The following is an 18,321-nucleotide window of genomic DNA, read 5'->3' as shown; positions in this document are numbered from 1 at the left end:
CTTCGATCGAAGGGCGTCTATTCCTTCGCCAGCAACGTGTCCAGCGCCGAGATGGTGGACGCGTTGTTCAGGTGGTGGATCGCGGTGATCCCGACGGACTCCGCTCCGGCCACCGCTACCTCCGCGTCGTCTACGAAAACGGTCTCGCAAGGGGCGACGTCCAGGCGCGCGCAGGCCAGGAGGTAGATCTGGGGGTCGGGTTTGGTCATGCCGACCTCGTGGGAGTAGACGATGTCGTCGACCAGGTGCTCGAAACCGTATGCGGCTCTTTCGCGTTCGCGCGCGCCGACGAAGCTGTTGCTCACCAGGCCGGTTCGGTACCGCGGACGTAATCCGCCGAGATACTCGATCAGTTCGGTGTTGGCGACCCCGAGATACTGTGTCCACATGTCGGCGATTACCGCGTCGGTGACCGTCTGATCGATGGCCAGACCAATCCGGATCGCCTCACCCACCTGTGCGTTGGTGACTCTGCCGAGCTCTCCCGCCGCCCAGATGTCGAACAACGACGGCCCGATCTCATTGGCCGACAACCCGAGTCGACGCACCCAATCGGCGAGGAAGGTCATCGGCGGCGTGATTTCGAGGACCCCACCGATGTCGAACAGAACCGCACGTACCCCATGCCGCTCCACTGTAGAGGCCCCGATCTATCCGCCGTACAACTTCTTGGCCCGCTCCTGGATTTCCTCGACGGTGAGGTTTTCGGTGCGGGTGCAGATGATCCAGACGTGGCCGAAGGGGTCGACCAGGGTGCCGCTGCGGTCGCCGTAGAAGAGGTCTTTGACGGGGCTGAACTGGCGGGCGCCGAGTTGCAGGGCTCGGGCGAAGTGTTTGTCGACGTTGTCGATGTAGAGGCGCAGGCCCACCGATGTTCCGGGCTGGCCCGCGGTGACCAGGGGGTTGCCTTCGGACGGTTCGGTGAGGACCAGGGATGAGTCGCCGATCCTCAGCTCCGCGTGATCGATGCGGCCGGTGGGAGATTCGCCGCGGTAGAGCTCGACGGCGCCGAAGGCGTCTGTGTAGAACTGGATTGCCGCGCGCGCGTCTTCGACGGCCAAGTACGCCGTCAGACTGTGCTGGCCGGGGGGAATCGGATCGACTGCCATCGCCCTATCGAACCACTTCGGCGATGCCGAGATGCCGTTACGGCGCCGCAGTACTCCATATTAGGGATGGTCGCGCGTATTCGGGGGAACGGCGGCCGTTTTGGATGTCGGCGGGCACTCTGTTGCCTCGAGTGCAATCATGATCGCCATGACACCTTCGGTCTACCTCATCTCCGGCATTCAGGCGGCTGGGAAGTCGACGGTGGCGCAGGCGCTGGCCGAGCGGTTGCCTCGGTCGGCGCATGTGCGGGGAGATACGTTCCGGCGCTTTGTGGTCGGGGGCCGGGAGGAGATGAGTCAGGAGCCGTCGCAGGAGGCGCTCCGGCAGCTGTGCCTGCGGCATCGGCTGGCCGCGAAGGCCGCCGATGCCTATGCGGCGGAGGGGTTTACGGCGGTCGTGCAGGACACGGTGCTCGGGGAGTTGTTGCAGTACACCATCGATCAGATCGAGACGCGGCCGCTGTTCGTGGTGGTGCTCGCGCCGCGGCCGGACATTGTTGCCGCTCGGGAGGCGGGGCGGGGCAAGCATGCCTATGGGGCGTTCAGCGTCGCGGAGCTGGACGCGGCGTTGTGGCAGAGCACGCCGCGAATCGGATTGTGGCTGGACACTTCGTATCTCACCGTCCAGCAGACGGTCGATGAGATATTGACCCGCGCGCAGCCGCTGACGTAGCGACCCCGCGGCAGGAACTTGCTAGGCCAGGTCGTGCGTATGCGGCGGGCTCAGCGGGGTGAGTGGTTTGGTGGCAGGCCCTTCGAGAACAGTGCCGTCGGGCGCGAAGCGGGAACCGTGCAGCGGACAATCCCAGGAGCGTTCGGCATCGTTCCAGCGGACGATGCCGTAGAGGTGCGGGCACACGGCGGACAATTCGGTGGTGGTGCCGTCGACCGTGCAGGTAGCGGTGGGGCGCACACCCCGTCGTTCGACCGTGCCGCACCCCTCCGCGGGCGCCTGATCGGAGGTGTGGGTGGCCATGCGTAACCATCCGGCCGTGAGTTGTTGGGCCACCGCACTATTCGTGCGGGTGGCCGACGGCAGCGCCTTGAGTTCGCCCGGCCGCCAACTGGCCAGCGCGCCGCTCCAACTCGGCGGCTTACCGGTGATGCGCCCGGCCAGCGCCAAGGCGGCGGCAACACCGTTGGTGAGGCCCCATTTCGCGTATCCGGTGCCGACCAGAATTTTGTCCCGTCCGGGCAACAGCGGACCGACGTAGGGCAGTTCGCCGACCGGCGAGTAGTCCTGAGCCGACCACTCCTGCATGGGTTCCGCTGTGGGGAACCAGGTTCGCGTCCAGCGCAGCAGCTCGTCGGCCTTCTCGCGTTCCGACCTGGTGCGTCCGACGACGTGCCCGTTCCCGCCGACGAGCAGCACGTCGCCCTCCGGCGTCGGCGCGTACCGCAGTGAGCGAGTGGGTTGTCCTGCACTGAGGTACATGTCCCGCGGAAACGGCTCGTCCACGCGAAAGGCGGCAAGATAGGACCGCTGCGCCGTCAGTCGTGCGAAGAACCCGCCGCGATCGAGTATCGGTGTGCCCGTGGTCAACACGACGGTCCCCGCACCGAGATCACCGTGCTCGGTCTCCACCGTGAGGTCGCCGTTCACCCCATCGCGCACCCCGCGCACCATCGTCGACTCATAGATCGGCGCGGCATGCGATTCGACCTCGGCGGCGAGCGCGGCCAGCGTGGCCATCGGATCGACCTGAGCCTGATCGTCGAGCCGCACCGCGCCGTGCGACGGGAACGGCACGTCCAACTTCGCCACCAGCTCGGTGGCCAGCCCCGCCTCCTTCGTCGCCTCGAATTCCGCACGCACCTTGCCGATTTCGGCCGCCGACTGCGCATAGGTGAGCGCGGCGGCATGCTGCACCGGCACCCCGTGTTCCGCGCAGAACCGCAACAACCATTGCTGCCCATCACGATTCGCCGCGACATAGTCGCGCACCGTGCCCGCGGTATGTCGCCGGCGAATCTGCTGGGCCCGAGTTCCCTGCAGCAGGCTGATCTTTCCGGTGGTGGCGCCGGTGGTGCCCGCGCCGACCCGTCGGCCTTCGACCACCGCCACCTCGACGCCGTTCTCCGCCAGCAGCAGCGCGGTGATCAGGCCGGTGAGGCCGCCGCCGATCACGACGGTGTCGAAGCGCGATCCTGGCGTTAATCGCAGACGTGCCGGGATCTCTGCGTCGTTCAACCAAAGTGACGTCATAACCACGGCATAGCCGGTGTGTGGTTCGGCAAACCCGCCGGTTGTTGTACGGAAATCGAGTATCTGAACCGTAGAAGTTTCCGAGCGGAAGACCGTTTCCTTGCCTAAGATCATCCCATGAATGTGCGCGCAAGGGAGTATGGGCTGCAATTCCCTGGAGCCACGGGCGAATTGAACGCGATTACCGACGTCCCCGGTGTCGAGGTCGGCTACACCACCCTCATCCGGGGCGAGGACGTGCGCACCGGCGTGACGGCGATCCTGCCGCGCGGCCGCGATCGGGTATTCACACCCTGTGCGGCAGGCTGGTATTCGCTCAACGGCAACGGTGAGATGACCGGAACCACCTGGCTCACCGAAACGGGTTCGCTGGCACTGCCGATCCTCATCACCAACACTCATGCGGTCGGCACCTGCCATCGCGGGATCATCGACTGGCTGATCGGCGCGTTTCCCGAATTGCCCGACGACTGGTCACTTCCGGTGGTCGCCGAGACCTGGGACGGCTATCTCAACGACATCAACGGCACCCATGTCACCTCCGCCGACGCGGTGGCCGCGATCGATGCCGCGGCGAGCGGACCCATCGCCGAGGGCAGCGTCGGCGGCGGCACCGGCATGAACTGTTACGGCTTCAAGGGCGGCAGCGGAACCGCGTCTCGCCGAGTCGATTACGGTAAAGATACCTACACGGTCGGCGCGTTCGTGCAGGCGAATTTCGGCTCCCGCAAAGAACTGACGATCAGCGGCGTCCCGCTCGGCCCGTTACTGGCCGAAGACAATCCGCTGGAGGAGTGGAGTCCACCGTCGGGCTCCGGCTCGGTCATCGTCGTCATCGCGACGGACGCGCCGCTGCTGCCCGGCCAGCTGACCGCGTTGACCCGCCGGGTGCCACTCGGCTTGGCCCGCACCGGAACCAGCGGCTCGCACTTCTCCGGCGACATCTTCCTCGCTTTCTCCACCGCCAACGAGGGCGCGCTCACCAGCACCTTCCCGAATGCCGAAACCCCGTACGAACAACTGACATTCATCCCGTGGGGTCAACTCAACCCGTTCTACGACGCGGTTGTGCACGTGGTCGAGGAAGCCGTGGTCAACGCACTCTTCGCCGGCGAGACGATGATCGGCCGCGGCGGTCATCGCTCACCGGCGCTGCCGGTGGATCAGGTGCTGCGGCTGCTCACCGCTAGTTGACGGTGTCCGCCATCAATTCCGCCTCGGTGGCCTCGTGCACGGCGAGCCAGCGCGCCAGCTCTTCGAACGACTCCCTGCGGTCGGGTCCCGCCGTCGACTGCAGGTCGTCGAGTAGCTCACGCATCCGGTTGTGTTGCAGAACAAGGAGTTCCACGACGTTTCTGTAGTGACGCGATGTCATGTTCGCCCTCGTTCGACTGCGATTTACTTCGGGACCAGGATGCCGGTCAGATCGGCCTTGTTGATCGGGGTGTCCGGGTTCGCCTGTGCCGCGCACATCAACTTGATCGAGGCGATGGCCGCGTCGGTGGTCCCGTCATTGGTGGCCGGCGCGTCATTGTTGCGTTCCTGTTCCAGGAACTTGGTGACGGTGATCCGTTGCTTGTCGGGATCCTGCGCCGAGAACTCGCTGCACGGCGTGCTACCGCCCTTGTTGACGATCTTCTTCGGCTCATCACCACAGCCGCCGACGAAGAACGCCGCGATGAGCACAAACGTGAAGAACTTGATGGTCTTGATCATGGTCAGCCTCCGAATCCGACAAGGGCACTGGCAAGGTCAGCGGTGTCGAGCGCCTCGAGTGCCTGCTGCCGCACATCGGGACAGTTCTGTTCGGTGATCTGGTCGATGACGCCACGGTCCTTGATCACCGTGTCGTTGAGGCCACCGTTGCGGGCGGCCCAGTTCTGTACGGTGCCGTTGAAGGCGACTCGGCCGAGGGCCGCGCCTTCGGTGTGCCACTTGTCGATGTCCGGGCGCATCATGTCGCACAACTGTTTGGCCGCCGCGCCGGAAATCTGCTTGTCGGGATCGGGCACCTGGGCCGTGGTCGAGGGCATCGAGAAAACGATGGTGCTGTTCGTCGCGGTGGCCGGGGCCGCCGGGTCCTTATCGTTGCTCGAACACGCGGCGATCAGCGGGGCGGCGGCGAGCGCGCCGGTGATCAGCAGTGCGCGCAGCATCGGCCGATGGCGATCTCGGGTCATCTCAATGACCTGCCTGATCGGTGAGGTCCAAGCCCTCACGCTGCTTCAGCCGACGATGCTCGAGGACCACCAGGAAAATACCGAGCGCGATGCACACCACGGTCGCGATGGCGCCGATGATGACCCAGCCTTCGAACCCGTAGCCGGCCGCCGTGAGCGTCAGACCCAGGCCGACCAGGCCGATCGCGACCAGAATGATGCCGGGCCAGTTGCGTGCGTCCTCGATGGATTCCCCGACGTGGGCGCGTGAGGTCCGGGTGTAATCCGGGAAATTGTCATCGGGGCGGCCGTGGTGCTCGGCACCGCCGTGTCCCGTGGTCGTCTCGTCCGGTCCGGGAAGCATGGGGATCCTTTCTGGTCCTACCACCGAAGAGGGGGCATTCGACCGCATACCCGGCCAGCCGGGGATCAATCGGTGGCGCGCAGCACCTGCTCGGTGGCGGAGACGATCGCGACGTCCGGAATGGCGTCCAGGCCGTATCGCCCGCACGGTGTGCGCTGATCGCCGAGCACGACGGTCGGTACGCCGTAGGGCGCCCAGTGCCGGGCTGGGACGACGGGTGCGAACAGCGAAACCACGGGAGTCGCCACCGCCGCGGCCAGCGGGGCGGCGCCGGTGTTCGGGGCGACCACCGCGTCGGCGTCGCGCAGCACGGCGGCGAAGCAGGCCAGGTCGGTGGCCCCGCCCAGATCGCGGGCGTGACCGCCGGCGACGGCGTCGGTGAGCGACCGCTCGGCCGCGCTTCCGGTCACCACTACCCGATGGCCCGCCTCGGCCAGCGCCGCCGCCACCTGCCTGCTGCGCGGTGCCGACATCCGGCGGGCGGGCTCGGTGGCGCCGGGGTGCAGCACGACATAGCCTGGGCCGCCGGTCAATTCGGCCACCTCGGGCAGATCGTCGCGCACCCGCAGCCGGTGGCTGCCGGGCGGATAGCCGGCCGCGACGGCCAACGACAGCGCCCGAATCTGTTCCGGCATATCGTCGTTCACGCGATGCCGGACATCGAGCAGCGATCCGGCGTGGTCGGTGGTGATCGCGCTGATTCGCGGCACGCCCGCCATCCGCAGGAGCATCGCGAGCGGCAACGGGGACTGATGCGCCGAGGTGCTGATCAGCGCCTCGTCCGGCGCCAGCATGCGGACACATTCGATCAGGGCGCGCACGGCCGCATCGGTCAGCGCCGGTGGGTCGGCTTCGACCCAGGCGGCCTCGAATTGCAGCACCCGGTCGACGCCGGGTAGCAGCGCGGCGGCCGAGCTACCGCGCGGACCGGCGAGAAAGGTGACCGTATCGGCTCGGCGTGCGACGGCGCGCACGGCGGGCCCGGCGAGGAGCACATCGCCGGCGCTGTCCAGGCGCGCCACCAGTACGTGCCCGGTCATCGGGTCGGCAACGCCCGGTGCGCGGCGGTCGGGCGAGGATTCGTTTCAGTCGTCGGCGCATCCATAAGGGCCGGGTGCCCGTGTCGGGAAATCCGAAACGCACGCTCTCCATGATCAGGTGGCGGCGGGCACCAATTCGTAGACTCGATAGGCGGCGTGGATCACCGGCTGGGCGACATTGCGCACCGGGACGCCACCCGGTGTCTTTCCGTGTTCGCTACCCGCGTGCGCGTGGCCGTGCAGCGCGAGATCGGCGCCGGACTCGTCGATCGCCTCGCCGAGCAGATAGGTCCCGAGGAACGGGTACAGCTCGGCCGGCTCGCCGAGCAAGGTGTCGGTGACGGGGGAGTAGTGCGTGAGGGCGAGGGTGACATCGGTGCACAGCTCCGCCAGCGCCGAGCCGAGTGAGGCCGCGAGATCGGCCGTGTGCCCGGCGAATTCGCGCATCTGCCGCTCGCCGAAAATGCCCGCGCACTTGCCTGCGAAGCCGCCACCGAAGCCCTTGGTTCCGGCGATGCCGAGCGTCCGGCCGTCGACGTCGAGGGTGACCGAGGTGCCCTCCAGGACGGTGATGCCGTGGTCGCACAGCAGTGCCGCGATCTCGCCCTCGGCATCGCTGTGGTGATCGTGGTTGCCGAGCACCGCGACCACCGGAACGCCGAGATCGGTGAATTCGGCCGCCACCACCCGCGCCTCGTCCATGGTGCCGTGGTTGGTCAGGTCGCCGGCCAGCAGTAGAACGTCGGCCCGCCCCGGCAGTTCGAGCAGCTCGGGCCGGAGCAGGTCGGAGGATTCGGTGCCGAAATGGACATCGCCGATCGCCGCGATCCGCATGAGGCTCAACTCTCTCCGTCTTCGATGGGGCTGGACGCCGACGTCCGGGCGCGCACTGCGGTTACCCGGCGGGCACCTGGTTAATCGGGGTGTGAACGGGTACCCGCTTTCCTGCGCAACGGCCTGTGCTGGAAAGGGCGGTGGGAGATGACCGGGGACCGACTCGTCTCGATCGAGCAGACGGGGACCACCCGTGCCCAGCAGTGACGAAGCCTGGAACCACAATGCGCGTGGCGAGACCGAAACCGAGCGACTGGACCGCAATTGGAGCACGCTGATCCAGGAGCTGCGGGTGGTGCAGACCGGGGTGCAGTTCCTCATCTCGGCACTGCTGATCGTGCCGTTCCAGGCGACGTTCGGGACGCTGTCGCACCCGTTGCGGCTGCTCTACCTGGTCACCCTCTGCGCCGCCATCGGGGCGACGGTGTTCCTGGTCGCGCCGGTGTCCTGGCATCGAATGCTGTTCCGGCGGCATCGTCTCGGCAACGTGGTCGCCGCGGCGCACCGGTGTGCGATCGCCGGTGTCGGCCTGCTCGGTATCGCGCTGACCGGGGCAATGGTGCTAGTGGTGAGCATGGTCGCCGGGACGGTCGGTGGCGTGGTCGCCGGGGTGACGATCGCGGTGCTGTTCTTGGTGGCGTGGTGGATCGCGCCGCTGTGCTGGCGTAGATCGAGCAAGCCCGAGGGTCGGTGACGGCGCGTCGTCAGCGGGCCGAGACGACCTCCCCCGCGTGCGCGGGTGCGGCCCGGTGATAGGCGGTCAGCGTCTCGAGGGCGACCTGATCCCAGGCGTAGCGGCTCGCGGCGCGTTGATATCCGGCCGCGCCCCAGGTGTCGCGCAGGGTCTTGTCTTCGAGCAGCTGGCGGACGGCCCTGGCCACGGTGAGCGGATCCGGCGGCGCGACGAGCCTGCCGGTGACCCCGTCGACGATGGTGTCGAGCAGGCCGCCGACCGCGGTGGCCACCACCGGTTTCCGGCACGCCATCGCCTCCAGCGCGACCATGCCGAACGGCTCGTACCACGGGGTGCTGAGTACTACGTCGGCCGATCGATACCAGCGCGGCAAATCGGCACGACGGACCGGTCCTAGCATCCGAAGCCGTTCCTGCACACCGTATTCCATTGCGAGCCTGCGCAGTCGCCTGCCTTCGCCGTCATCCTCGATATCGTCGCCGACCGGTCCGCCCGCGATCACCAATTCGGTGTCGGGCAGTTCCTGTAGCGCCTTGATCGCGACGTCGAATCCCTTGCGCGGCACCAACCTTCCGACGGAGAGCACGCGGTGCAGGCGGTGTCGTTGGTTGCGATCGGCGGCCGGGCCCTCCGGGGTGAAGGCAGACAGGTCGACCCCGCTCGGCACGACCGAGATGCGGAACCGGGGGACGCCCATCCTGGTCAGCTCCATCACCTCGTCCGAGCTGGTCGCCACGATATGCGCCGCGCGGCCGGCGATCAGCCGCTCGAAGCGGATTCGGGAGCGCGGGCTGGTGTCGGCCAGACCCTGATGGCGGCGGCGCACGGTGCCGAGTGCGTGGAAGGTGACCACCACCGGAATCCCGTGTGCGCGTGCGGCCAATTCCGCGGCGAGCCCGGACATCCAGAAGTGCGCGTGCACGATGTCGGGGGTGTCGAGGCCCCACTGGCGTTGCAGGTAGCTGCCGAAATCGCCTAGATACGGCAAACTTTGGTCGCGCGGCAGCGGCTCGACCGGACCGGCGGTCACGTGCACCACGCGGTAGCCCGCACCGGTGACGACCTCCGCGGGAAGCTTCGGATCCTCGCGACGGGTGTACACGGTGACGTCGTGTCCGCGCCGCACATACGCCGCCGCCAACTCCGCGACGTGGATGTGCTGGCCGGTCGCGGTGGTTCCGCCGAGCCCGGTAAGCGGGCTGGCGTGTTCGGAAACCATGGCAATCTTCACGACGTGCTCCGTTCTCACTACGGGTGACGGGCACACGGCGCTGCGCGGGGCCCGCGACCAGGCATCGCGTGACATGTGTCGAATTCGGATATGTCCCAGTTATGCCCGTGCGCGCGAGAACGAAACCACTGACCCCGCCGCGTAATACGGAACAGGGTCAGAACATCGACACGATGATGCCGACCGCGACCGCGGTGAAGACGACCACGAGCAGCACCGTAGCGATCATCGCGGCGACGCCGGTACCGGGGAAATGGTGGCTGGTGGCTGGCTCCGGCGCGGATAGGCCCGACGTCTGTGCGGTCTCCGGCGGAGTGGAGCCGGGCGGTACGCCACCGCCCGGCTCCAGGCCGGGGGTGGTCATCGGGTCGGGGTCCATGGCCTTGATCGGGTCGGAATCCATGGATATGGCGTACCCGATGGCGGGAACGGCAATCCGGCGCCGGTTTGCGCGCTCGCATGACGGAAAGACGACACCCGCGCCCCACTGAACAGCGCCTGCTATCCGCGGCTCGCCCGTGACTTTGTGACATCGGCGACGGACCGTGCGACACTATAGGAAGGTTGAGACTACAGCCGACCCCGGTTCCACGCAGGGCGCACCACACCCGCCGAAAACCGGTCGATGGAAACGTAGCGGCAGCCAATTCGCAGTGTTGCGACAGTTGTTCGCTCCCTTATCTCCCATCGACCCAGCCTGTCGCGTAGAGCTGGAATTCCCCCCTTATACGGGAGGCGCAGTTATGTCCGTTAGTTCCGCTCTGCATGAGCACGCTGAAGGCGTGCACCAGAACGGCTCGGGGCCCCACGCCAGCCACGCCTGGGCCCAACGCGTAGACCGCCGCCACGAATGCGTGGTAGTCCGCGTCGAAGGCGAATTGGACGCGGCCGCGTCGCCGCAATTCTTTGCCACAATCGAACGGGCGGTCCGCTCGAACTGCCGGGCCGTGGTGATCGATCTGCGCGCGGCGCGATTCCTCAGTCTCCGAACGGCCGACGCACTCGGCTCGGTCAAACAACGCGCCGAGGGCGACGGCACTGATGTGCGCATCGTCGCCGGTCGGCAGGCGATCGAACGGTCACTCGAGGTCTCCGGCGTGCGCCAGCTATTCAGCCACTTTCCGTCGATGCAAGCGGCACTGGACGCGTAAGGAGCGGCCGATTTCACCGGGTCGCCGATTCCGGCGTGGCGAGTGCTGATCTGGTCGCGTGGCGCTGGTTTACGATGGATACTTGCGCTGTGACTGAAATGGGGCCGGTCCAGCCCGAGGATTCCCTCGCGCTGGACCGGGTGATCGGATTAGGGACACCGCAGAGTGTCGGTAGTTTTCGTTTCTGGTTCGCCGATCAGCGGTGGGAATGGTCGGACGAGGTCGCGACGATGCACGGCTATTCGCCGGGCAGCGTCACACCGACCACTGATCTGCTGCTGACGCACAAGCACCCCGAAGATCGTGCCCAGGTGGCCAACGCTCTGGCCAAGTCCATCGATGAGGGCGAGCCGTTCTCCAGCAGGCACCGGATCATCGACACCTCGGGCGGCATCCACCACGTCATCGTCGTCGCCGACCACCTGTTCGACGACGAGGGCGAGGTCGCGGGCACCGCCGGCTATTACATCGACGTGACCGACACCCTCGAACACCATCGGCAGGAAGCCCTGGACGACGCGTTGCCCGAACTGTGGGCTTCCCGTGCGGTGATCGAGCAGGCCAAAGGCGCGGTGATGCTGGTCTACGGCGTCAGCTCGGAACAGGCGTTCCGGGTGCTCAGCTGGCGCTCGCAGGAGACCAACATCAAGCTGCGCACCTTGGCTTCGCGCCTCGTCACCGACCTGGGCTCGCTGAACGGCTCGACCGTGGGATTACGTACGCGGTTCGACCATCTGCTGCTCACCGCGCACCAGCGCATCGACGCGAGCTGATCTCGCGCGCACGTTTCGGGTGCGGCGCGGCGGGTACGTCGGTACCGATGAGGAGCGCTGCGACCTCGGAGTCCTGGCCTGTCGCGGTGTTGGGCAGCGGGCGGCCCGGAAGAACTCGGATCGACGAGTAACGACGTCGTCTCCGGAGTTGGCTGCGAGAGCAAGGTGGTGATGGGCATGGGGGAATGGACTTCCCGATCCTCAACGGAAACAACAACTATCGGCGTCCGAATCCCCGCGCAGCTGGAACAGCTGACGATGCTGCGCGCGCTCGCCGAGACCGTCGCCCTCATCGCCGATTTCGCGCTCGATGAGGTCACCGACATCCGCCTCGCGTTGGATGAGGTCGCCACCTCGCTGATCCTGGACGCGGTGCCCGGCTCCACCCTCGACTGCGAATTCACCTATGACAGCAACCAGATGTTCGTCCATGTCGCGTCGGTGACCACCACGGAGTCGGTGGTGGGACAGGCCGGATTCGGCTGGCATATCGTGCGCACGCTGACCCATTCGATCGCTGCCGCGCAGGCCCCGTTCGACGGCGTGATTTCCGGGTATCCGACTGTCGTCGACTTCAGTTGGATACGAGGGGCCTCGGATGGCGGGTGAATCGAGATCACGCGGCGACAGCTACGACAATATCGAGCCGCTGTTCGAGAAGATCGCCGCACTGACCGAGGACGACCCGCGGCGCGAGCCGATGCGCGAGGAGCTGATCCGGCGCTGTCTGCCGCTCGCCGAGCACATCGCGCGTAAATTCGCCGGGCGCGGTGAGAATTTCGATGATCTGCTGCAGGTCGCCAGGCTCGGCTTGGTGCAGGCGACGGACCGGTTCGACGTCACCCGTGGCTCGTCGTTTCTGGCATTCGCGGTGCCGACCATCATGGGCGAGGTGCGCAGGCACTTCCGGGACAACACCTGGTCGGTGCGAGTGCCGCGGCGCACCAAGGAGATTCAGCTCAGCATCGGCGCGACGGTGGAGGCGCTGTCGCAGCGGCTCGGCCGGATACCGCGGGCCAGGGAGATCGCCGCGGAATTGGACGTCGACCTCGTCGAGGTCACCCAGGCGCTGATCGCGGGCAACGCCTATCAATCGTCGTCCATCGACGCGGTGGCCGGCGACGACATCGAGAACGCGCCGCTGCCGCTGCTGGAAAGCCTTGGGGCAGAGGAGCCCTCCTACCATCTGGTGGAGGACTACCTCGCCGTTCGGCCGCTGATCGAAGAGCTGCCCGAGCGTGAGCGTCAGGTGCTGATCATGCGGTTCTTCGAGAACAAGACGCAGACCCAGATCGCGGACGTGCTCGGCGTCTCCCAGATGCACGTCTCGCGGATTCTATCGCGCACCCTGAATCAGCTGCGCGAGCAGGCATTACGGGACTGAGCGCCTGAAATACCGGTGGCTCACAGCGGATTGGGTGGCGTCGGCTGTGCCGGCGGGAACGGCCCGCCGGGTTCCGGCACCGGCGGGAGCGGGCTTGGATCGCCGGGGCTCGGCGGGGCCGGTGCCGGGTCGGGCCCGGGAACCGGTGGTATCGGGTCCGGCGGAGCGGGCGCCGGGTCGGGCCCCGGCACCGGCGGTACCGGGTCGGGATTCGGATTCGGCGCGGGTGGGACCGGATTCGGCGGCGACGGAATCGGGCTCGGATCGGGTGACACTGGAGTGGTCATCGTATTCCTCCTCGGCGGGGGAGTTACCCACCCGCGAGCTCCTGAATCGGCCGCGGTCGCCACCTCGTCGCGAGTGATTCGGCGCACACACGTACTGCCGGTCAGCGCTTTTCGCCAGACCTTTCGCCTGATTCGACAGCCGAGTGACCTGCAGCCGGTTTGCACGAAGTTCACGTCGGGTACGTGAAGGGGAACCGGACATACGATGCCGATGGCTCAGGAGCTCGTTGATGAACGATCACCGACTAGGCACCCGGAATCCGTACGCCGGATCGGGGAGCACGAGGTCGCCGAAGTACTCGCAAGAAATCCAGTCGCAGCAGCGGTTGGATCGGCTGCGCGCCGCGAATGTGGAGCGCACCCGGGTTACCAGGAACCATGACATCATCCGGCAGTGGGCGGAGCGGCGCGGTGCCCGCCCCGCGACCATGCCGGGCAGCGAATACGACGGACAACTCCGGGTGTTGCGCTTCGATTTTCCGGGCTACGGCGGCGCGGTACTGCGGCCGGTGGATTGGGACGACTGGTTCGCCGCCTTCGACGCGAAGCATATGCATTTTCGCTACCAGGATCGGCGCGCGGACGGGACACCGAGCAACTTCAATCGCCTGGAACGCCCGACTCGCGAGGATCGCTGATTTCGGTCGGCTCGAGTCGATAATCGCCCGCTGAACGGGCTCCGATACACCATCGCGGCGAGGCCGATGAACAGCTGGTGGCGCCAATGTGTCAGGCATCACGTAACGGTTGCGTAACGGGTGCGATGGGGGCAAGAGTGGAGAGTAGCCAGAGCTCAACGGCTATTGATCGGGCGTCCAGTCGACGTTTACCGAACAGTCTGTTCGGGTAATCGTGGCTTCGGCAAGGTGCTCGAACAGCGGAATGTCGTGTCGGTATGGGGATGCGAAATTCCGTACCGGCGACGTGTACCGCGCGTCTGCGAAGGATAGGTATTTGAGCGCGAACCTTATGATCGTTGAAGATGACGATAGGGTCCGTGGTGCGCTGCGGCTCGCCATGGAAGACGAAGGCTATGACGTCGAGGAGGCGGAAGAGGCCGAGGACGCGCTCACTCATCTGCGCAGTAACGGTGTTCCCGATGTGATGATCGTCGATCTGATGCTCGGCGGCATGGATGGTTTCGACTGCATTCGCGAGATCCGTCGCGAGCACGACGTGCCGATCATTGTGGTCAGTGCCCGCGACGATACCCACGATGTGGTGGCCGCGCTGGAAGCCGGCGCGGACGATTTCGTGACGAAGCCGTTCGAGATCAAGGAGATCACCGCCCGCATGCGTGCGGTGCGCCGCCGCGCGCGGTCCACCGTCGAGCGCGACGCACCGCAGGAGATGGTGCTCGACGCCGATCCGGACAGCCCGCTGGTGCTCGCGCAGGACGGCGGCGTTGTCCGTCGCGGCGACGAGGAGATCCGGCTGACGCTCACCGAGTTCCGGCTGCTGTGTGAGCTGGCCGAGGCGCCGGGCCGGGTGCTCAGTCGTACCGTGCTGCTCGAACGCGTATGGGACCAAGGGTTTTTCGGTGACGAGCGGATCGTCGACGTGCACATGCGCAGGCTGCGCACCAAGATCGAACGGGACCCGTCCGATCCGCACATTGTGGTAACCGTGCGTGGGCTCGGCTATCGCCTCGATGTTCAGCGCTGAGCGCTGGTTCGATCCGAAACGCTGGAGTCTGCGCGGCCGGGTGACGGCCATGTTCGCGGCGATCGCCGCGCTCATGTCGCTGGTGCTCGTGGTGTCGGTGTTCACTATCAGCCGCAGCTATCTCGAACACGCGCAGGCCGGCGGCACCGATCTGCAGTCGAATCTGAATCTGCTGCGCAATGTGCTGATCGGCTGTGCCGTGGTGGTGACGCTGATCGGCGCCGGCGTCGGCTGGTGGGCGAGCAGGCGGGTGCTCACGCCGCTGCATCAGCTGGCCGGTGCGGCGGCTCAGATCGCCTCCGGTGATCTGGATCTGCGCTTGGCCGCCACCCGCGATCAGGATCTGGCCACCACGGTGGAGTCGTTCAACAGCATGGTCGACTCGCTGCAGCGCCGGATCGAGCGCGAGCACCGGCTGTTCGGCGATGTCAGTCACGAATTGCGCACGCCACTAACCACTTTGATGGCCAGCGTGGACGTGCTCAATCGACACAGCGCGGATCTGCCGGAACGTTCCCAGCGGGCGCTCGGACTGGTCACCGTCGAGGTGGACCATCTGCGGCGGCTGCTCGACGATCTGCTGGCCTTGGCCCGGGTCGAGGCGGGCATGCATCGCGGCGACATGGAACCGCTGTCGGTGCGCGATCTGCTGACGCACACCCTCGCCGAGCGGCGGTATCCGCCGGGCCTGCTGACCATCGCCGACGACGTGGTGGTGCGCGGCCGCAAGCTCGAGCTGGAGCGTGCGGTGGGCAACCTGCTGCGCAATGCCGATCTGCACGGCGGTGGCGTCGTCGCGGTCACCGCGGACCGGCGTGGCCGCGACGCGGTGATCGTGGTGGACGACACGGGGCCGGGCGTGCCGCCGCTGGACCGCGTCCGCATCTTCGAACGTTTCGCGACCGCGCGCAGCGGGCGGCGCTCCGCGACGGGCACCGGCATCGGCCTCGCGCTGGTGTCCGAGACCGTCGCCAAGCACGGTGGCCAGGTCGAATGCGCCGATCGCCCGGGCGGCGGGGCCCGGTTTGTCGTCACCCTGCCGGGACTCGACGCAATCGAGTCGTAACACGACCGTAATGAAGTCGACCAGGCCACCTCAAAGTTGATTCGTAAGCCTGGATAAGTACTACCGACGAGGGAGTTGTATGCCACTGCCAACGTTGAACACCGCGGAGATCGAACGATCTCGTGTTGTCCAGGCCGCAGCCGCACTTGGCTCCACCCAGGCTCGCACGCAGGCCGGACCCGCCGTGGTCCTGCGCGCGCCACGCATCGGCGACGGCGCCGAGCTGTGGCGGATCGCGAAGGACTCGGCCGTGCTCGACACCAATTCGAGCTACGCCTACGTGCTCTGGTGTCGCGACTTCGCGGCCACCTCGGTGGTCGCCGAGCGGGCGGGCCGCGTGGTCGGCTATGTGATCGGCTTCGTCCGGCCGCAGGCGCCGGACACCGTGTTCGTCTGGCAGGTGGCCGTCGACCGGGCGCACAAGGGCAAGGGAATCGGTGCGCAGATGCTGCACGCCTTGCTCAACAATGTTGCCGCCCAGGACGTTTCCAAGCTGGAGACCACGATCTCGCCGGACAACGCCGCATCGATCGCCTTGTTCAGCTCGGTGGCACGGCGTCGCGACGCCGGAATCACCAAGCGCCCCTTGTTCGACGCGGGCGTCTTCCCGGACAGCCACGCGCCCGAGGATCTCTATCTCATCGCACCGACCGCTCGCACAACGCAGGAGGACCACCGATGATCAACGCTGACACGAGCATTTTCGAAAGTCTGGAATCGAATGTCCGCGGCTACTGCCGCAATTGGCCGACCGTGTTCACCAAGGCCAAGGGCAGCTGGTTACGTGACGAAGCAGGCAACGACTATCTGGACTTCTTCGCGGGCGCGGGCGCGCTGAACTACGGCCACAACAACGACGTGCTCAAGCAGCCGCTGCTGGACTACATCGCGGGCGACGGCATCACGCACGGCCTCGACATGTCCACCACCGCCAAGCGTGACCTGCTGACCACCTTGCGCGACACCCTGTTCGCGCCCCGCGGCCTGGACTACAAGGTCCAGTTCCCTGGCCCGACCGGCGCCAACGCCGTCGAGGCCGCGCTCAAGCTTGCCCGCAAGATCACCGGGCGCGAGACGATCGTCAGCTTCACCAACGCCTTCCACGGCATGACGCTCGGCGCGCTGTCGGTCACCGGCAACGCCGCCAAGCGGGCCGGCGCGGGGGTGCCGCTGGTGCACGCCGCGCACATGCCCTACGACGGCTACTTCGACGGCACCACGGCCGACTTCCAGTGGATGGAAAAGGTTTTGGACGACACGTCGTCGGGCTTCGACCGTCCCGCCGCGGTGATCGTCGAGACGGTGCAGGGCGAGGGCGGCGTCAATGTCGCTCGCGCCGAATGGCTTCGGCATCTGGCCGGGCTGTGCGAGGCCAGGGAGATCCTGCTGATCGTCGACGACGTGCAGATGGGCTGCGGCCGCACCGGCCCGTTCTTCTCGTTCGAGCTGGCCGGGATCACCCCGGACATCGTCACGCTGTCCAAGTCGATCGGCGGCTACGGCCTGCCGATGGCGCTGGTGCTGTTCAAGTCCGAGCTCGACCAGTGGTCGCCGGGCGAGCACAACGGCACCTTCCGCGGCAACAACCCCGCGTTCGTCACGGCCGGAGTCGCGTTGCGGCACTACTGGTCCGACGGTGCGCTGCAGGCCTCGACGCTGGCCAAGGGTGAGCGCGTCGCGCGGACGCTCGGCGAGCTCGCCGATCACCTCCCCGGCCTCTCGACCCGCGGTCGCGGGCTGGTGCAGGGCGTGGTGTTCGACGACGCCTCGCAGGCGGGCAAGGTCTGCCAGGTCGCCTTCGAGCGCGGCCTGCTGGTGGAGACCTCCGGTTCCACCGACGAGGTGGTGAAGTTGTTGCCGCCGTTGACCGTTACCGATCAGGAACTCGACCACGGCCTCGGCATCCTCACCGGCGCCATCGACACCGTCTGCAGTGGAATGGGAGCGATCGCATGATCGTGCGTAGCACCGAAGAGATCACCGGCACCGAACGTGATGTGGCGGGCGAGGGTTGGCGCAGCAAGCGCATCATCCTCGGCGGCGACGGCGTCGGCTTCTCGTTCCACGAGACGACCATCGACGCGGGCACCACCCACGAGTTCCATTATCGTTATCATGTAGAAGCGGTATGGCTGATCGAGGGAACGGGCAGCCTCACCGATCTCGACAACAACGTCACCTACGTGCTCGAGCCGGGTTCGATGTATCTGCTGGACGAACACGAACGGCACCGTCTGGAAGCCCGCACCAAGATGCGGATGATGTGCGTGTTCAACCCGCCGGTCACCGGGCAGGAGGTCCACGACAGCAGTGGCGCGTACCCATTGGTCGCCGCGACGATCGGGGGATAGAGGTAGT

At 66.7% G+C, this 18,321-nt stretch carries 25 protein-coding genes; 13 read left to right on the top strand and 12 right to left on the bottom strand.

Annotated elements, in window-relative coordinates; genetic code table 11:
* Window positions 1-17: 17 nt before the first annotated feature.
* The gene (locus tag ACIBCN_RS07335; RefSeq protein WP_396990638.1) at window positions 18-635 is read right to left on the bottom strand and encodes an HAD family hydrolase; all 618 of its coding nucleotides are present in this window, start codon (window positions 633-635) and stop codon (window positions 18-20) included.
* Between the two features lie 15 nt (window positions 636-650).
* Window positions 651-1,109: a VOC family protein gene (locus ACIBCN_RS07330; protein ID WP_396990637.1), complete on the bottom strand. Its 459-nt coding sequence runs from the start codon at window positions 1,107-1,109 to the stop codon at window positions 651-653.
* A gap of 148 nt (window positions 1,110-1,257) precedes the next feature.
* Between ACIBCN_RS07330 and ACIBCN_RS07325 the strand changes: the two genes are divergently transcribed.
* Window positions 1,258-1,782: an AAA family ATPase gene (locus ACIBCN_RS07325; protein ID WP_396990636.1), complete on the top strand. Its 525-nt coding sequence runs from the start codon at window positions 1,258-1,260 to the stop codon at window positions 1,780-1,782.
* A gap of 21 nt (window positions 1,783-1,803) precedes the next feature.
* Here ACIBCN_RS07325 and ACIBCN_RS07320 read toward each other — a convergent pair whose 3' ends face one another.
* Window positions 1,804-3,315 (bottom strand): FAD-dependent oxidoreductase, encoded by a 1,512-nt coding sequence (locus ACIBCN_RS07320; RefSeq protein ID WP_396990635.1) that lies wholly within the window; start codon window positions 3,313-3,315, stop codon window positions 1,804-1,806.
* A 117-nt stretch (window positions 3,316-3,432) separates the two neighbouring features.
* Here ACIBCN_RS07320 and ACIBCN_RS07315 point away from each other — a divergent pair, with 117 nt between their 5' ends.
* A complete protein-coding gene (locus ACIBCN_RS07315) occupies window positions 3,433-4,509 on the top strand; it encodes a P1 family peptidase (RefSeq protein ID WP_396990634.1) in 1,077 nt (358 codons plus the stop codon).
* Here ACIBCN_RS07315 and ACIBCN_RS07310 read toward each other — a convergent pair.
* The 6 genes from ACIBCN_RS07310 to ACIBCN_RS07285 all read right to left on the bottom strand — a co-directional run bounded on the left by ACIBCN_RS07310 (window position 4,502) and on the right by ACIBCN_RS07285 (window position 7,712).
* Window positions 4,502-4,663 carry a hypothetical protein gene (locus ACIBCN_RS07310; protein ID WP_396990633.1) on the bottom strand — a complete coding sequence of 54 codons (162 nt, stop codon included), beginning with the start codon at window positions 4,661-4,663 and terminating at the stop codon, window positions 4,502-4,504. The genes ACIBCN_RS07315 and ACIBCN_RS07310 overlap by 8 nt on opposite strands.
* A gap of 50 nt (window positions 4,664-4,713) precedes the next feature.
* A complete protein-coding gene (locus ACIBCN_RS07305) occupies window positions 4,714-5,031 on the bottom strand; it encodes a hypothetical protein (RefSeq protein ID WP_396990632.1) in 318 nt (105 codons plus the stop codon).
* A gap of 2 nt (window positions 5,032-5,033) precedes the next feature.
* The gene (locus ACIBCN_RS07300; protein ID WP_396990631.1) at window positions 5,034-5,495 is read right to left on the bottom strand and encodes a hypothetical protein; all 462 of its coding nucleotides are present in this window, start codon (window positions 5,493-5,495) and stop codon (window positions 5,034-5,036) included.
* 1 nt (window position 5,496) lies between these two features.
* A complete protein-coding gene (locus ACIBCN_RS07295; RefSeq protein WP_396990630.1) occupies window positions 5,497-5,838 on the bottom strand; it encodes a hypothetical protein in 342 nt (113 codons plus the stop codon).
* 65 nt (window positions 5,839-5,903) lie between these two features.
* The gene (locus ACIBCN_RS07290; RefSeq protein ID WP_396990629.1) at window positions 5,904-6,878 is read right to left on the bottom strand and encodes a glycosyltransferase family 9 protein; all 975 of its coding nucleotides are present in this window, start codon (window positions 6,876-6,878) and stop codon (window positions 5,904-5,906) included.
* Window positions 6,879-6,992: 114 nt separating this feature from the next.
* Window positions 6,993-7,712, bottom strand: coding sequence for a metallophosphoesterase (locus ACIBCN_RS07285; protein WP_396991152.1), 720 nt, complete (start codon window positions 7,710-7,712; stop codon window positions 6,993-6,995).
* A 193-nt stretch (window positions 7,713-7,905) separates the two neighbouring features.
* On the opposite strand from ACIBCN_RS07285, the gene ACIBCN_RS07280 reads away from it, so the two are divergent.
* Entirely contained in the window at window positions 7,906-8,406 is a 501-nt protein-coding gene (locus tag ACIBCN_RS07280; protein WP_396990628.1) for a DUF6328 family protein, read from the top strand.
* Window positions 8,407-8,416: 10 nt separating this feature from the next.
* On the opposite strand, the gene ACIBCN_RS07275 is transcribed toward ACIBCN_RS07280, so the two are convergent.
* Both ACIBCN_RS07275 and ACIBCN_RS07270 read right to left on the bottom strand, forming a co-directional pair.
* Window positions 8,417-9,637 (bottom strand): glycosyltransferase, encoded by a 1,221-nt coding sequence (locus tag ACIBCN_RS07275; protein ID WP_396990626.1) that lies wholly within the window; start codon window positions 9,635-9,637, stop codon window positions 8,417-8,419.
* Window positions 9,638-9,794: 157 nt separating this feature from the next.
* A complete protein-coding gene (locus tag ACIBCN_RS07270; protein ID WP_396990625.1) occupies window positions 9,795-10,040 on the bottom strand; it encodes a DUF6480 family protein in 246 nt (81 codons plus the stop codon).
* Between the two features lie 340 nt (window positions 10,041-10,380).
* Here ACIBCN_RS07270 and ACIBCN_RS07265 point away from each other — a divergent pair, with 340 nt between their 5' ends.
* The 4 genes from ACIBCN_RS07265 to ACIBCN_RS07250 all read left to right on the top strand — a co-directional run bounded on the left by ACIBCN_RS07265 (window position 10,381) and on the right by ACIBCN_RS07250 (window position 12,945).
* Window positions 10,381-10,788 carry an STAS domain-containing protein gene (locus ACIBCN_RS07265; protein WP_396990624.1) on the top strand — a complete coding sequence of 136 codons (408 nt, stop codon included), beginning with the start codon at window positions 10,381-10,383 and terminating at the stop codon, window positions 10,786-10,788.
* 98 nt (window positions 10,789-10,886) lie between these two features.
* Window positions 10,887-11,561, top strand: a complete 675-nt coding sequence (locus ACIBCN_RS07260) for a PAS and ANTAR domain-containing protein (RefSeq protein WP_396991151.1) — start codon at window positions 10,887-10,889, stop codon at window positions 11,559-11,561.
* A gap of 177 nt (window positions 11,562-11,738) precedes the next feature.
* Entirely contained in the window at window positions 11,739-12,170 is a 432-nt protein-coding gene (locus tag ACIBCN_RS07255) for an ATP-binding protein (protein ID WP_396990623.1), read from the top strand.
* The gene (locus ACIBCN_RS07250; RefSeq protein WP_396990622.1) at window positions 12,160-12,945 is read left to right on the top strand and encodes an RNA polymerase sigma factor SigF; all 786 of its coding nucleotides are present in this window, start codon (window positions 12,160-12,162) and stop codon (window positions 12,943-12,945) included. Before ACIBCN_RS07255 ends, ACIBCN_RS07250 begins: the two co-directional genes overlap by 11 nt.
* Window positions 12,946-12,965: 20 nt before the next feature.
* On the opposite strand, the gene ACIBCN_RS07245 is transcribed toward ACIBCN_RS07250, so the two are convergent.
* Window positions 12,966-13,232 (bottom strand): hypothetical protein, encoded by a 267-nt coding sequence (locus tag ACIBCN_RS07245; protein WP_396990621.1) that lies wholly within the window; start codon window positions 13,230-13,232, stop codon window positions 12,966-12,968.
* A 230-nt stretch (window positions 13,233-13,462) separates the two neighbouring features.
* On the opposite strand from ACIBCN_RS07245, the gene ACIBCN_RS07240 reads away from it, so the two are divergent.
* From ACIBCN_RS07240 to ACIBCN_RS07215, 6 genes are all read left to right on the top strand, one after another.
* On the top strand, window positions 13,463-13,870 hold the full coding sequence (locus ACIBCN_RS07240) for a hypothetical protein (RefSeq protein ID WP_396990620.1): 408 nt from the start codon (window positions 13,463-13,465) through the stop codon (window positions 13,868-13,870).
* Window positions 13,871-14,186: 316 nt separating this feature from the next.
* Window positions 14,187-14,897 (top strand): response regulator transcription factor, encoded by a 711-nt coding sequence (locus tag ACIBCN_RS07235; protein ID WP_396990619.1) that lies wholly within the window; start codon window positions 14,187-14,189, stop codon window positions 14,895-14,897.
* Complete coding sequence (locus ACIBCN_RS07230; RefSeq protein ID WP_396990618.1) at window positions 14,863-15,963, top strand: ATP-binding protein; 1,101 nt, start codon at window positions 14,863-14,865, stop codon at window positions 15,961-15,963. Before ACIBCN_RS07235 ends, ACIBCN_RS07230 begins: the two co-directional genes overlap by 35 nt.
* A 79-nt stretch (window positions 15,964-16,042) precedes the next feature.
* Complete coding sequence (gene ectA / locus ACIBCN_RS07225) at window positions 16,043-16,645, top strand: diaminobutyrate acetyltransferase (RefSeq protein ID WP_396990617.1); 603 nt, start codon at window positions 16,043-16,045, stop codon at window positions 16,643-16,645.
* On the top strand, window positions 16,642-17,919 hold the full coding sequence (gene ectB / locus ACIBCN_RS07220) for a diaminobutyrate--2-oxoglutarate transaminase (protein ID WP_396990616.1): 1,278 nt from the start codon (window positions 16,642-16,644) through the stop codon (window positions 17,917-17,919). The genes ectA and ectB overlap by 4 nt, the downstream gene beginning before the upstream one ends.
* The gene (locus ACIBCN_RS07215) at window positions 17,916-18,314 is read left to right on the top strand and encodes an ectoine synthase (RefSeq protein WP_150404705.1); all 399 of its coding nucleotides are present in this window, start codon (window positions 17,916-17,918) and stop codon (window positions 18,312-18,314) included. Before ectB ends, ACIBCN_RS07215 begins: the two co-directional genes overlap by 4 nt.
* The last annotated feature ends 7 nt before the right edge of the window (window positions 18,315-18,321 follow it).

The organism is Nocardia sp. NPDC051052, from assembly GCF_044456045.1.
Classification (GTDB): domain Bacteria; phylum Actinomycetota; class Actinomycetes; order Mycobacteriales; family Mycobacteriaceae; genus Nocardia.
The sequence above is the reverse complement of the archived record's forward strand: the minus strand, read 5'-3'. Positions and strand labels throughout refer to the sequence as shown.

Coding starts and splice junctions, on each gene's coding strand:
- ACIBCN_RS07315 (WP_396990634.1), top strand. CDS start 3,433: ATGAATGTGCGCGCAAGGGAGTATGGGCTGCAATTCCCTGGAGCCACG.
- ACIBCN_RS07300 (WP_396990631.1), bottom strand. CDS start 5,495: ATGACCCGAGATCGCCATCGGCCGATGCTGCGCGCACTGCTGATCACC.
- ACIBCN_RS07285 (WP_396991152.1), bottom strand. CDS start 7,712: ATGCGGATCGCGGCGATCGGCGATGTCCATTTCGGCACCGAATCCTCC.
- ectB (WP_396990616.1), top strand. CDS start 16,642: ATGATCAACGCTGACACGAGCATTTTCGAAAGTCTGGAATCGAATGTC.
- ACIBCN_RS07330 (WP_396990637.1), bottom strand. CDS start 1,109: ATGGCAGTCGATCCGATTCCCCCCGGCCAGCACAGTCTGACGGCGTAC.
- ACIBCN_RS07245 (WP_396990621.1), bottom strand. CDS start 13,232: ATGACCACTCCAGTGTCACCCGATCCGAGCCCGATTCCGTCGCCGCCG.
- ACIBCN_RS07255 (WP_396990623.1), top strand. CDS start 11,739: ATGGGGGAATGGACTTCCCGATCCTCAACGGAAACAACAACTATCGGC.
- ACIBCN_RS07250 (WP_396990622.1), top strand. CDS start 12,160: ATGGCGGGTGAATCGAGATCACGCGGCGACAGCTACGACAATATCGAG.
- ACIBCN_RS07290 (WP_396990629.1), bottom strand. CDS start 6,878: ATGACCGGGCACGTACTGGTGGCGCGCCTGGACAGCGCCGGCGATGTG.
- ectA (WP_396990617.1), top strand. CDS start 16,043: ATGCCACTGCCAACGTTGAACACCGCGGAGATCGAACGATCTCGTGTT.
- ACIBCN_RS07265 (WP_396990624.1), top strand. CDS start 10,381: ATGTCCGTTAGTTCCGCTCTGCATGAGCACGCTGAAGGCGTGCACCAG.
- ACIBCN_RS07240 (WP_396990620.1), top strand. CDS start 13,463: ATGAACGATCACCGACTAGGCACCCGGAATCCGTACGCCGGATCGGGG.
- ACIBCN_RS07260 (WP_396991151.1), top strand. CDS start 10,887: ATGGGGCCGGTCCAGCCCGAGGATTCCCTCGCGCTGGACCGGGTGATC.
- ACIBCN_RS07320 (WP_396990635.1), bottom strand. CDS start 3,315: ATGACGTCACTTTGGTTGAACGACGCAGAGATCCCGGCACGTCTGCGA.
- ACIBCN_RS07270 (WP_396990625.1), bottom strand. CDS start 10,040: ATGGATTCCGACCCGATCAAGGCCATGGACCCCGACCCGATGACCACC.
- ACIBCN_RS07325 (WP_396990636.1), top strand. CDS start 1,258: ATGACACCTTCGGTCTACCTCATCTCCGGCATTCAGGCGGCTGGGAAG.
- ACIBCN_RS07215 (WP_150404705.1), top strand. CDS start 17,916: ATGATCGTGCGTAGCACCGAAGAGATCACCGGCACCGAACGTGATGTG.
- ACIBCN_RS07295 (WP_396990630.1), bottom strand. CDS start 5,838: ATGCTTCCCGGACCGGACGAGACGACCACGGGACACGGCGGTGCCGAG.
- ACIBCN_RS07305 (WP_396990632.1), bottom strand. CDS start 5,031: ATGATCAAGACCATCAAGTTCTTCACGTTTGTGCTCATCGCGGCGTTC.